This is a genomic window from Siccirubricoccus sp. G192, assembly GCF_019084075.1.
GTDB lineage: Bacteria > Pseudomonadota > Alphaproteobacteria > Acetobacterales > Acetobacteraceae > G192.
In genome coordinates, this window is sequence record NZ_JAHREN010000001.1 from 2,560,413 (window position 1) to 2,572,044 (window position 11,632).

Sequence of the window (11,632 nt, forward strand, 5' to 3'; positions counted from 1 at the left end):
GCGGGTGATGGCGTCCCTCGAACTCACCGGTATCCAGAAAGCCTTCGGCGCCACCCAGGTGCTGCACGGCATCGACCTCGCCGTGGCGGAGGGCGAGATGATCGTCATCGTCGGCGCCTCCGGCTGCGGCAAATCGACCCTGCTGCGGATCGTGGCGGGGCTGGAGACGCCGAGCCAGGGCAGCGTCCGCATCGCCGGGCGCGAGGTGACGGGGCTGGAGCCGGCCGATCGCGACATCGCCATGGTGTTCCAGAATTACGCGCTCTACCCGCATATGAGCGTCTTCCAGAACATGGCCTATGGGCTGAAGATCCGCGGCACGCCCAAGGCGGAGATCACCCGCCGCGTCGGCGAGGCGGCCGAATTGCTCGGCATCGCCGCGCTGCTGGAGCGCCGGCCGCGCCAACTCTCCGGCGGGCAGCGACAGCGGGTGGCGATGGGCCGCGCCATCGTGCGGCAGCCCAAGCTGTTTTTGTTCGATGAGCCGCTCTCCAACCTCGACGCCAAGCTCCGCGTGCAGATGCGGGCCGAGATCCGGCGGCTGCAACGCCGCCTCGGCGTCACCAGCCTTTTCGTGACGCATGACCAGACCGAGGCGATGACGCTCGGCGACCGGCTGGTGGTGATGCATGCCGGCCATGCCGCACAGGTGGCCACACCCATGGAGATCTGGGCGCGGCCGGCCGATACCTATGTCGCCGGCTTTATCGGCAGCCCCGCGATGAATTTCCTGGAAGGCGTGCTGGTCGAGGGCGGCCGCGCCGTGCTGCTGCGCGCCGGGCCGGTGCTGCACTTCGCCGATGGGCCGCGCGCCGGGCCGGACGGCCAGCGCCTCATCATCGGCATTCGGCCGGAGCATATGCGGCGCGATCCGGAAGCAGGGCTGGGATTGGCGCTCGACCTGGTGGAGCCGCTCGGCTCGGAGACGGTGCTGCATGGCCGGCTTCCGGGGGGCGAGGCGCTGACGGCGAAGCTGCATGGGGCGGTGCCGGCGGCAGGCGGCGCGCTCCGGCTGGCGATCCCGGCGGCGGAACTGCACGTCTTCGACGCCGCCAGCGGCCGGCGGCTCGATGCCGGGCCGTGACGGGGCGGTTGACCGCAGGCCGGGCTGGCCCCAATTCCCGTCCGAACCGAAACAGAGGCGAGCAGCCTCGCAATCCGGGAGTAATCCGATGCGCCGTCGCAGCCTGCTTGCCCTTTCCGCCCTCGGCACCGCCGCGGGCAGCGGCCTGGCCTGCCCGGCCCTTGCCCAGTCCTCCTGGCCGAGCCAGCCGATCCGGCTGGTCGTGCCCTTCGCCGCCGGCGGCCCCACCGATATCCCGGCGCGGCTTTTCGCCGAGGAACTCTCGAAGATCCTGCCGCAGCGCGTGATCGTGGAGAACCGCACCGGTGCCGGCGTGGTGGTGGGCACCGACGTGGTCGCCAAGGCACCGAAGGATGGCCATACCCTGCTCTACAACACCATCGCGCATTCGGTGCTGCGGGCGCTGTTCCCGCGCCTGCCCTTCGACCCGGTGGCGGATTTCCAGCCGGTGGCGCTGATGGGCGTGATCCCGATGGTGCTGCTGGTGAACAAGGACCTGCCGGCGCAGAACCTGGGCGAGCTGGTGAAGCTGTTCCGCGAGAATCCCGGCAAATACGATTACGGCAGTTCCGGCAATGGCGGCGCCGTGCATCTGGCGACCGAGCTGTTCCTCAAGCGGGCCGGCGACCTCAAGGTGAACCACATCACCTATCGCGGCTCCTCGGCCGGCATGCCGGACCTGCTGAGCGGCCGGCTGGCGATGTTCATGGATGTGGCGGCGGGTGGCCTCACCTATGCGCAGCGCGGCGATGCCCGGGCGCTCGGCATCTCCGCCGACCGCCGGCTGCCACAGGCGCCGGAAGTGCCGACCTTCGCCGAGGCCGGCGTGGCGGATGCCGAATCCTACACCTGGCACATGGTGCTGGCGCCCTCCGGCACGCCGGAGCCGGTGGTGCGGGCCGCCAATGCCGCCTTCAACCGCGTGGCAGCGCTGGAGCCGGTGCAGCGGCGCCTGACCGAGATGACCATGACGGTCCGCAGCGACACCACGCCCGAGACGGCGACGAAATGGCTGATGGACGAGATCGCGAAATGGGAGCCCATCATCCGTGATGCCGGCATCAGGATCGATTGACGCGCATTCCGGCCAGGGATCCGCGCCCGGGCGCGGAAGATGCGCCCGGGAATAAGCAATCCGCCGCTGGGTTCCAGGGCGGGCTGGAGACGGCCCTCGGAGTCCTGGATGCTGCCCGCTTCGTGAACGGCACCGTGGCGACGGCGGGTTTCGGCCAGTTCCTCCATGACCGGCCAAGCGGCGCGCGCCGCTGGGATGTGGACGGAACCGGCACGGCGGCGGTGCTGGCCATCTTCGCCAATACCCCGGCGCTGCTGGCCAGCGGGATCCGGGTGATCGCCTGAGCCTGGCGGGGGTCTGGCGGCCGCTCAGGCGACCCGCTGGCTCCCCTCCGTCATCCCGGCAGGATGCGCCGCGAGCCAGGCCGCAAGCCTGGCCTCGATCGCCTGGAAATGCCGGGCGAAGAATTCATGGATGGCGAAGTCGAGGATGTTCAGCTCCTGGACACGCCGCATGGCATCCAGCGTCGGCACCACCGCCTCCCCGTCCTCGTTCACGCGCCGGCGCTCCTGCGGATTGTGCGGCTGGCCGGCCACCAGCGCGGTCAGGGCGCGGAAGGAGAGCGCGTAGCTCTCCTGCAGGCCGATGAAGGCGTAGCGCTCCATGATATAGCCGATGCTGTCCTCCACCTGCTCGCGCCGCACCATCTCGGCCGGCACCAGGTGCCGCGCCATGCGGTTGCGCTGGCCGGGCAATTCCGTGAAGGCCGCGAAATCCGGCACCCGGCGCCGCACCTCCTCGTTCAGCGGATGCATCGGCGAGCGCTGGTAGCGGTAGTCCGAGACGATGCGCGACATCGGGCGGCGCAGCATGGTCACGCAGCGCAGCCCCGGCAGGGCGGCCCGGATGCGCTCCATGTGACGGTTCTGGATATGGCCGGAGGCGGAGCGGAAGGGCGTCCGTCCCGCCTCGGCCAGGAAGGCGTCGACGGCGGCATCGTAGCGCTCCGGCCCGGGGCGGGAGCGGTCCAGATGGTCGATATGGATGTTGTGGTAGGGCGGAATCAGCCCCGCCAACTCGCTGCTGAGGGAGCTGCCGGCGGTCTTCGGCACATGCACGAAGAGCCAGGTGCCGGCATCCTTCCGCGCGGCCTCAAAATAGGCATCGAAACGGCCGTCGAGGAGCAGGGACAGGACCATGGGGAAACCTCGGGCTGGCTGCTGCGGGGCAGCGACACCCGGGCGATTCCAGGCGAGGCTATTCTATCGAGGGGCGAGATGTATACAATGGGGGCCGCCGTCACATTCTGTAACGGTCGGGCAGGCGATCCCGCCCCAAGCCTGTGCTAAGCCTGCTGCATGTCCCGTTCTGTGCATGTCGCCGCGGTTCGGTTTGGCCTCGGGCTCCGGCTTGGCGAGGCGCCGCCGGATGATGCCCTCGGTTGGCTCGAATCCCAGCTTGGGCCCGAGGCGCCGCTGCCCCCGGGCCATAGCGCCGCGGAGGGGCTGCGCGCCCGCAGCGAGGATCTGGCGGAGCGGGAGCGGAATGCCGGCGATCTGGAGGGGCAGGGCCGCGTCGTCCCGCTCGTCCGGGCCGAGACGCTGGCCTGGGCCCGCCGCCGCCTGACGGCCGAGCAGCCCTTCCGCGAGCGCCTGGTGGATTTCTGGATGAACCACTTCACCGCCAGCCGCCGCGCCGGCCTGGTGAACCCGGTGATCGGCGGCTTTGAGCGCGAGGCGATCCGGCCGCATGTGACGGGGCGCTTCGCCGATATGCTGGTGGCGGTGGTCCGCCACCCCGCCATGCTGCTCTATCTCGACAATGCCGGTTCGGTGGGGCCGGGCAGCCCCTTCGGCCTGCGCAGCGGCCGCGGGTTGAACGAGAACCTCGCGCGGGAGGTGCTGGAGTTGCATAGCCTCTCGCCCGCCGGCGGCTATACCCAGGGCGATGTGCAGGAGCTTGCCCGCATCCTGACCGGCTGGAGCGTCGCCCTGCGCGCCGAGCCCTTCGGCTTCCAGTTCCGGCCACAGACCCATGAGCCCGGCTCCAAGCAGTTGCTCGGCCAGGAATTCGGCCCTGGAGAGGCCGGGGGCGAGGCGGCGCTGCGGTTCCTCGGCACGCATCCCGCCACCTTCCGCCACCTTGCCTTCCGCCTGGTGCGGCATTTCGTCGCCGATGCCCCGCCGCCCGAGGCGGTGCGGGCGGTGGGGGCGAGCCTGCGGGACACGGGCGGCGATCTCGGCGCCGCCGCGCGGGTGCTGATCCGGTTGCCGCAAGCCTGGGAGCCGCCGCTCGGCAAGTTCCGCGCGCCCATGGATTACGTGCTCGCCGCCTGCCGCGCCCTTGGCCTGCCGCCGGAACGGGCCGAGGCGGTGCTCAATGGACTCGGCGCCCTCGGCCAGCCGCTCTGGAACGCGCCGCAGCCGAATGGCTGGGCCGATACCGCCGCAGAATGGGCGGCGCCCGAGGCGCTGATGCGGCGCCTGGACTGGGCCTTCACCCTCGCCGGCCGCTTCGGTCGCCTGGACCCGCGGGAGGTGGCGGAGGCGGCGCTCGGCCCGCTGGCCCGCGCCGAGACGGTGACCGCCGCCTCCCGCGCCGGCTCGGTGCGCGACGCCATCACCCTGGTCTTCGGCAGCCCGGAGTTCATGCACCGATGAGCCTGCACCCGAAGGGGCCGCATGCGACCCGGCGCGGCCTGCTGCTCGGCCTCGCCGCCTCGCTCGCGCTGGGCCGCACGCGGGTGGCTTTCGCGCAATTGCCGGGGGAGCGCCGGCTGGTGGTGGTGATCCTGCGCGGCGCGCTGGACGGGCTCCATGCGGTGCAGCCCTATGGCGACCCGGCGCTGGCCGGGCTGCGGGCGCCGCTGGTATTGCCGGAGCCGGGCCAGGAGCCGGGGCCGGAGGGCGCGCTGCTCGATCTCGGCGGCTTCTTCGGCCTGCATCCGGCCCTGCCGGCGCTGCATGCGATGTATGCGGCGAATGAGGCGCTGGTGCTGCATGCGGTGGCCGGCCCCTACCGCAGCCGCAGCCATTTCGAGGCGCAGGACCTGCTGGAAGGCGGCGCCACGGAACGGCTCACCAGCGGCTGGCTGAACCGCGCCCTGGCGGCGGTCCCGAACCCGGCACAGGCGCGGGCGGGGCTCGCCATCGGCACCGGCGTGCCGCTGCTGCTGCGCGGGGCGACGCCGATCGGCGCCTATGCGCCGCCGGGGTTGGAGCGGCCGGCCGCCGACCTGATCTATCGCATCGCCGAATTGCAGGCGGCCGACCCGCTGCTCGGCCCCGTGCTCGCCGAGGGGATGCGGGCCCGCGGCTTCGTGGCCCAGACCATCGGCGCGCCCAGCCCGCAGGACCGTGACCGCAACGCCTTCCCGCGCCTGGCCGCCGCCGCGGCACGGCTGCTGGCCGCCGCCGACGGGCCGCGGGTGGCGGCCATGGAACTCGGCGGCTGGGACACCCATGCCGGGCAGCGGAACCGCATCCTGCCGCTGCTGCGCGCGCTGGATGACGGGCTGGCGGCGTTGCGCGACGGGCTCGGCGCGCATTGGGCGCGGACCGCCGTGCTGGTGGTGACGGAATTCGGCCGCACCGCGCGGGTGAACGGCAATCTCGGCACCGATCATGGCACGGGCGGCCTCGCCTTCCTGCTCGGCGGTGGCGTCGCGGGCGGCCGGGTGGTCGCGGATTGGCCCGGCCTCACCGAGGGGCAATTGCACGAGGGGCGCGACCTCGCGCCAACCCTCGACCTCCGGCGGGTCGCCAAGGGGTTGATGCGCGACCATCTGCGCCTGCCCGAGCCGGCGGTGGCGCTGGCCTTCCCGGGCAGTGCGGAGGCACCGGCGCTGCCGGGCCTGCTGCGGGGCTGAGCGGCTGGCCGGCCGCGCGGCACGGCGCGGCCGGCCGGGGCCTCAGGAATGCGCCGCCATGGTCGTGGGCGCGCAGGCCGGCGGAGCGGTGGCCGCATCGAGGGCGGCGAGGCCGGGCTCGGGCCGACCGCCGAGCCCTGTTGCCCGGACCAGTGCCTCGGTGAAGCATCGTGCCGCCGACCAGCGCAGATGGATCGCATCGGTGAAGGCCGCCGTGCCGAAGCCTGCCCCGCGGGGGGCCGGTCCAGAGCGTGGCAGCATTGCCGGCGCCGGCGATGGCCTGGTGCAGCCGCGCCTCGAATCCCGAGAGCAGATGCCCTTCCGGATCGAAGCGTGCGCTCCAGCCCGGGTTGATCGGCGTGATCGCCACCACCAGCCTTTGCCGTGCGGCTGCCAGCGTCCCGGCCAGGTCATGCAGCGCCGCGAAACAGGCCGGGTCGAAGCCGGCGATGCCGCCATAGCCGAGATCGGCCGTCTTGTCGGTATCGAGCGGCGCATCGCCGAAGCGGGTGAAGACCAGGGGGTCCCGGGTGTCCTCGCCGCTGCGCTGGGCGGCAATGTGGGCGGCATTGCGCGCCAGGGAGACGGGATCGAAATAGCGCAGGTAGAATCCAGCCGGCCAGCGGCGGTGCGCAAGGAAGGCATCCACATCCGCGGGGTCGAAGAGCCGTGCCGGCACCTTGCTGCAATCCTGGAAATCCTGCGGCGCGACGATCGCCACCACCTCCCGCACGCTGGTGAGGCGGGCCAGGAGATAGTCGGTGACGAAGGCGGTCTGGTGCATAGCCAGGCCGCAGAAGCCGCCGTTCAGGGGCCAGGCGCCGGGGACGCGGCGCAGCACCGCCTCGCCGTCGAAATGCCGCCAGGCCACCGAGGAGCCGACCACCAGGATGCTGGGCGCCGCCGTGGGATGGTCCCGGAGGAAGGCCAGCTTCTCATCCGCGCAAAGGCTGTTCGTCAGGGCCGGCGGCGGCAGGTTGCCGGTGCGCTCCAGCGCCTGGAGCGTGCCGAGGAACAGCAGCAGGCTGCAGACCGCGCCGAGCAGGACGGCGATGGGGTAGGAGTACCGCTTGGCCGGCATCCGCGTCAGCCCGCCGCCTTTGCCTGGATCAGCGCGACGAAGTCGCTGACATTCTTCAGGCTCTCCAGCTCTGCGGTGCGGAACCGGATGCCGAAGCGCATCTCGGTCGCGACGATCAGGGCGATGTGGCTCTGGCTGTCCCAATCCGGGATATCGGCGGCGGTCGTGCCGGGCCCCACCTCCAGCGCGGGATCGTCGAAGACCTCCCGGAACACCTCGTTCAGCCGGGCATAGATCTCGGGTTCGGTGGTCATTCGGCGGAAACCTTCATGAAGTGCCGGGGGGGCTGGGCGATGGCGATGTCATAATGCCAGAAGCTCGCCTCGGTCCCGGCTCCGGCGGGGGCAGGTAGCGGCGTGAAGCCGAGATCCGCGTAATGCGCGCGCACCAGGGCATTGCGCGGGGTCGGGCGATACTCGCCGATCAGCGCGGTGGCGCCGCGCCGCGCCGCGGCGGCGGCAAGCACGCCGAGCGAGGCCGCCTCCACGCCCCGGCCGAGCACGCGGCAACTCATCAGCCAGGTGTCGATCAGCAGCGCGTCCGCCGGCCAGGCGGGGTCGGGCCGTGCCAGGATCACGCCGATCAGGCCATTGTCGCCGAAGCGGTCCAGCAGCCGGAAGCGCAGCGCCAGGCTGGCCGGGTCCGCGGCCAGACGCTCCACCTCGGCCTCGGTATAGCGGCGCGTCGTCAGGTTGAACTGGTTGGTCTTGTTGATGAGCTGCGTCACCCGCGGCAGTTCGGCGGCGCCGACCGGCCCGGCGACCAAGGTCATCTCCAGGCCGGCCAGGTAGCCGGCCATGTCGGTCGCCTGGTCCAGCGCCGCACGGCGTTCGGCATTCGCGGCATAGCTGCGGGCGCGGGTGGCATCGTCCGGGGTGAAGCTCGCCGCCTCGAAATACCCGGCATTGGCCAGGCAGGCGGGATAGCCCGCGACATCCTCCGGCAGTTCCGGCACCGCCACCTCGGGCAGCTCGCGGCGGATGATCTCCCGCTCCGCCGGGTTGTCATCGACGAAGACCAGGCTGTCGAGGCCGATATCCAGGGTCCGCGCGATGTCGCGGAGGTTGCTGGCCTTGTCGTTCCAATTCGCCACGAAGGCGGCGATGTCGCTCCGCCGCAGCGCCATCTCGGCATGGCTGGTGAAGGCCGCCTCGGCGATCGCGGGGTCGTTCTTCGAGCAGATGGCGAGGATCACGCCGCGCCGCGCCAGCAGCGCCGCATGGCGCTGGAAGGCGAGGAAGGCCTCGCCGGTGGCGCTGCCCTGGCCGAGCAGGATGCCCTCCACCCCGTCATCGCCGACGACACCGCCCCAAAGCGTATTGTCGAGGTCGAGCACCAGGCATTTGCGGGAGAGGCCGGTGGCAGCGGCGAGGACGCGGGCCAGCAGGTCGCCATAGAGCGGCGCCAGCATGGGGCTGACCAATTGCTTCGCCTGGTGCCAGCGCACCGGGTCCGCCCAGCCTTCCAAGCGGTGCTGGTTCACCTGCCAGGCCAGGTCGAGCAGCAGCACGCCATCCTCCCGCGCCGCCTCGCGGATGCCGCGGTTCAGCCGGTCGACCAGCGCGCCGGGCGAGCCGGGGATGAGCCCTTCGAACCCGCCGAAGACGGGTGGGTCGCCGCCGATCAGCGTCTGCTGCACGATCCGCGCGCCGAAGCGTTCGCGCGCCCGGCGCCAGAGCTGGCGTAGCTCCGCCAGCCGGCCGGCAACGGCCGCCTCCACCTCGTCGGGCGAGGCCTCCAGCCCGACATCCAGCGGCGCGTCCCAGGCATCGAGCGCCAGCACCACGACCTGCGGCCGGAAGGCATCGAGCGGCGAGCGCTCCTCCAGCAGCACCTGCCGGTAGAGCCCATAGGGCGCCACCTCGATATCGAGCGCGAGCCGGCGGTCCAGCGCGGCGACCCGGATGCCGCCTACCAGATGCTCCACGCTATGCGAGGCCAGCAGGGCGACGCGCAGCGGCGTGAGGCCGAGTTGGGGCAGCCGCCCGCGGACTTCCGGCGCCGCCAGGCAGGCCGCGATGATCCGGTCCATCCGGTCGGTGGCGAGGAAATCGCGGCGGAAGCCGGCGAGCTTGGCCAGTGCCGCGAGCCGCGCCGCCGGCTCCGGCAAGGCGCGGGCGGCGGCGAAGGCGGCGCGCAGGTCAGGATGCGCCGGCAGCCAGGGGAGGAGTTCCATGCAGACGCCTCAGAACTGGAAGTAGAGGAATTCGCTTGGCGCGACGGAGAGCGCCCGTGCCAGGGCGAAGAAGGCGATCACGCCCACCAGGGCACCGCAGGCCAGGCTGGGCCGCCAGACCACCAGCGGCAGGGCGGGAAACCGTTCGAGCCAACTGGCGCCCGGCCTGGCTTCCAGCGCGGTGCGGTAGTGGCGCATCCATTGCTGGGTATTCGGCAGCGCCCAGACCACCAGCAGCAGCAGCGCGAGGACCAGAGCTTGCGGCAGCCGGAACAGCGGGTCGACCGTGAGCGGCAGGCCAAGGAGCGCGATCACCCCGTGCAGGCCCCGCGTCTCGTAGAAGCTGTAGTCGACCACCACGCCGCCCAGCCCCGCCATCCCTTCCAGGATGCGCAGCGCCGTCGGGATATCGGGGGCGCGGAAGAAGACCAGGCCGACGATCACGCAGACGAAGGTGAGCAGCACCGCGGCCGCATGGCCCAGCCAGCCGCCGCCCTCGGCCGGCCAGCCCCAGCGCGCCTTCAGCGCATGCCAGGCATGGGCGACCGTGATGAAGGCGCCGTGCAGCAGGCCGAAGACGATGAACTGCCAGCCGGCGCCATGCCAGAAGCCGGAGACGAACATGGTCAGGATGGTCGGGAAGGCGACCATGCTGGCGAAGGCCCCGGCCGTCATCCTGCCCCGCCGCGGCAGCGGCTTGCCGGCGCGCATCCGCGTCCGGGTCAGGCGCAGCACGAGGGGATTGTAGATATAGGCGGTCAGGAAGCGCGTCAGCGTCATGTGCCAGCGCGACCAGAATTCGATGATGTTGCGCGCCTTGTAGGGGCTGTCGAAATTCGGCGGCAGGCTGATACCGAACAACAAGCCGAGGCCGATGGCCATGTCGGTATAGCCGGAGAAGTCGAAATAGATCTGCAGCGCATAGGCCACCGCGCCGCCCCAGGCGGGCAGCAGGGTCAGCGGCGCCTCCTGCCCTGCGGCGAAGACCGGCGCGACATAGGCGGAGATCTGGTCGGCGATCATCACCTTCTTGAACAGGCCGAGCAGGAACAGCGTGCCGCCGACCACGAAGCCATCGAGATGCGGCCGCAGGATCGCGCGGTCCGCGATTGCGGCAGCATCTCCCGGTGATGGGTGATCGGGCCGGCGATCAGGTGCGGGAAGAAGGTGACGAAGAGGCAGTAGTTCAGGAAATCGTGTTCCACCGCCACGCCGTCATGGGCATCGCTGAGATAGGCGATCTGCTGGAAAGTGAAGAAGGAGATGGCCAGCGGCAGCACGATATGCGGCACCGCCCAGCCCAGCCCGAACAGCCCATCTACCGTCTCCGCAGCGAAGCCGGTATATTTGAAGTAGCCGAGCAGCAGGACATTGGCGCCGATCCCGGCCAGCAGCAGCGCCTTCGAGGGATGCCTGCCGAGCCGCCGGCCGATCAGGTAGTTGGCCCCCATGCTGGCCAGCAGCAGCGGCACATGGACCGGGTTCCACCAGCCATAGAACAGCACCGACATGAAGGTCAGCCAAGCCAGGGCGGCACGCTGATGGCCCCGCATGCCGAATGCGAAGAAACCAAGCAGGCAGGCTGGCAGGAAGGCCAGCAGAAAGACGCCGGAGTTGAACAGCAACTTTGGTTTTCCCGATGCGAAGGGGCACCCGCCGGGGCGGATAGGCTGCGGACTTCTTGGACAGGGACCTTCCCGGCGGAGTATCGGGGGGGCATGAGCCCTCCGCGAAAGTAACAGTCCTGTAGGGCAATGGGCCTTGCCAGAATTTAATGAAACCGCAAATCGAATGCCAATTCGCGACCACCACCGCGATGTCATCCCGGCTGCCGGAATGCCGGGGACAGGGCCGAGGCGACCGTTGCATTCGTGGCTCCTTCCGTCCCTACTGGGCCAGAGACGGGCCAGAGGCGCCCGGCCGGGAGGGAATCCATGAGCCAGACCGTAAGCATGACGGTCAACGGCCGCGCCGTGAGCGTGACCGTCGACCAGCCCCAGATGCCGCTGCTCTATGCGTTGCGGAACGATATCGGCGTCACCGGGCCGCATTTCGGCTGCGGCCTCGGCCAATGCGGCGCCTGCACCGTGCATGTCGAGGGCGAGGCCGTGCGTTCCTGCCAGATGCCGGTGGGTGAGGCGGCGGGCAAGCGCATCACCACGCTCGAAGGGCTCGGCACGCCGGAGCACCCGCACCCGGTGCAGGCCGCCTTCATCGCCGAACAGGCGGTGCAATGCGGTTACTGCACCAATGGCATGATCATGCAGTCCGCCGCTTTCCTGACAAAGACACCACGCCCGACCGAGGTCCAGGTGAGGGAGGAACTCGCCAACAACATCTGCCGCTGCGGCACGCATCCGCGCGTCGTCGCTGCCGTGCTGCGCGCGGCGCGGGGCTGAGGGGAGGGG

General features: G+C 70.9%; 11 protein-coding genes. 6 read left to right on the forward strand and 5 right to left on the reverse strand.

Annotation, left to right across the window (positions count from 1 at the left end; genetic code table 11):
• Positions 1 to 7: 7 nt before the first annotated feature.
• From KSF81_RS12220 to KSF81_RS12230, 3 genes are all read left to right on the forward strand, one after another.
• A complete protein-coding gene (locus KSF81_RS12220; protein WP_217379213.1) occupies positions 8 to 1,084 on the forward strand; it encodes an ABC transporter ATP-binding protein in 1,077 nt (358 codons plus the stop codon).
• An 88-nt stretch (positions 1,085 to 1,172) separates the two neighbouring features.
• Positions 1,173 to 2,159 carry a tripartite tricarboxylate transporter substrate binding protein gene (locus tag KSF81_RS12225; RefSeq protein WP_217379214.1) on the forward strand — a complete coding sequence of 329 codons (987 nt, stop codon included), beginning with the start codon at positions 1,173 to 1,175 and terminating at the stop codon, positions 2,157 to 2,159.
• A gap of 122 nt (positions 2,160 to 2,281) precedes the next feature.
• Entirely contained in the window at positions 2,282 to 2,443 is a 162-nt protein-coding gene (locus KSF81_RS12230) for a hypothetical protein (RefSeq protein WP_217379215.1), read from the forward strand.
• A gap of 24 nt (positions 2,444 to 2,467) precedes the next feature.
• Here the strand turns inward: KSF81_RS12230 and KSF81_RS12235 are convergent, their stop codons facing one another.
• Positions 2,468 to 3,298 (reverse strand): hypothetical protein, encoded by an 831-nt coding sequence (locus KSF81_RS12235; protein WP_217379216.1) that lies wholly within the window; start codon positions 3,296 to 3,298, stop codon positions 2,468 to 2,470.
• A 159-nt stretch (positions 3,299 to 3,457) separates the two neighbouring features.
• Here KSF81_RS12235 and KSF81_RS12240 point away from each other — a divergent pair, with 159 nt between their 5' ends.
• A complete protein-coding gene (locus tag KSF81_RS12240) occupies positions 3,458 to 4,759 on the forward strand; it encodes a DUF1800 family protein (RefSeq protein WP_217379217.1) in 1,302 nt (433 codons plus the stop codon).
• Positions 4,756 to 5,967: a DUF1501 domain-containing protein gene (locus tag KSF81_RS12245; RefSeq protein ID WP_217379218.1), complete on the forward strand. Its 1,212-nt coding sequence runs from the start codon at positions 4,756 to 4,758 to the stop codon at positions 5,965 to 5,967. Before KSF81_RS12240 ends, KSF81_RS12245 begins: the two co-directional genes overlap by 4 nt.
• 1,086 nt (positions 5,968 to 7,053) lie before the next feature.
• Here the strand turns inward: KSF81_RS12245 and KSF81_RS12250 are convergent.
• The 4 genes from KSF81_RS12250 to KSF81_RS12265 are packed head-to-tail and all read right to left on the reverse strand — an operon-like array spanning position 7,054 to position 10,849.
• Positions 7,054 to 7,302, reverse strand: a complete 249-nt coding sequence (locus KSF81_RS12250; RefSeq protein ID WP_217379219.1) for an acyl carrier protein — start codon at positions 7,300 to 7,302, stop codon at positions 7,054 to 7,056.
• The gene (locus KSF81_RS12255; RefSeq protein WP_217379220.1) at positions 7,299 to 9,224 is read right to left on the reverse strand and encodes an HAD-IIIC family phosphatase; all 1,926 of its coding nucleotides are present in this window, start codon (positions 9,222 to 9,224) and stop codon (positions 7,299 to 7,301) included. Before KSF81_RS12255 ends, KSF81_RS12250 begins: the two co-directional genes overlap by 4 nt.
• 9 nt (positions 9,225 to 9,233) lie before the next feature.
• The gene (locus KSF81_RS12260; RefSeq protein ID WP_217379221.1) at positions 9,234 to 10,292 is read right to left on the reverse strand and encodes an MBOAT family O-acyltransferase; all 1,059 of its coding nucleotides are present in this window, start codon (positions 10,290 to 10,292) and stop codon (positions 9,234 to 9,236) included.
• Positions 10,247 to 10,849, reverse strand: coding sequence for a hypothetical protein (locus KSF81_RS12265; RefSeq protein WP_217379222.1), 603 nt, complete (start codon positions 10,847 to 10,849; stop codon positions 10,247 to 10,249). The genes KSF81_RS12260 and KSF81_RS12265 overlap by 46 nt, the downstream gene beginning before the upstream one ends.
• A gap of 309 nt (positions 10,850 to 11,158) precedes the next feature.
• Between KSF81_RS12265 and KSF81_RS12270 the strand changes: the two genes are divergently transcribed.
• Positions 11,159 to 11,623: a (2Fe-2S)-binding protein gene (locus KSF81_RS12270; protein WP_217379223.1), complete on the forward strand. Its 465-nt coding sequence runs from the start codon at positions 11,159 to 11,161 to the stop codon at positions 11,621 to 11,623.
• Positions 11,624 to 11,632: the final 9 nt, after the last annotated feature.

Coding starts and splice junctions, on each gene's coding strand:
- KSF81_RS12220 (WP_217379213.1), top strand. CDS start 8: ATGGCGTCCCTCGAACTCACCGGTATCCAGAAAGCCTTCGGCGCCACC.
- KSF81_RS12225 (WP_217379214.1), top strand. CDS start 1,173: ATGCGCCGTCGCAGCCTGCTTGCCCTTTCCGCCCTCGGCACCGCCGCG.
- KSF81_RS12235 (WP_217379216.1), bottom strand. CDS start 3,298: ATGGTCCTGTCCCTGCTCCTCGACGGCCGTTTCGATGCCTATTTTGAG.
- KSF81_RS12240 (WP_217379217.1), top strand. CDS start 3,458: ATGTCCCGTTCTGTGCATGTCGCCGCGGTTCGGTTTGGCCTCGGGCTC.
- KSF81_RS12245 (WP_217379218.1), top strand. CDS start 4,756: ATGAGCCTGCACCCGAAGGGGCCGCATGCGACCCGGCGCGGCCTGCTG.
- KSF81_RS12250 (WP_217379219.1), bottom strand. CDS start 7,302: ATGACCACCGAACCCGAGATCTATGCCCGGCTGAACGAGGTGTTCCGG.
- KSF81_RS12255 (WP_217379220.1), bottom strand. CDS start 9,224: ATGGAACTCCTCCCCTGGCTGCCGGCGCATCCTGACCTGCGCGCCGCC.
- KSF81_RS12270 (WP_217379223.1), top strand. CDS start 11,159: ATGAGCCAGACCGTAAGCATGACGGTCAACGGCCGCGCCGTGAGCGTG.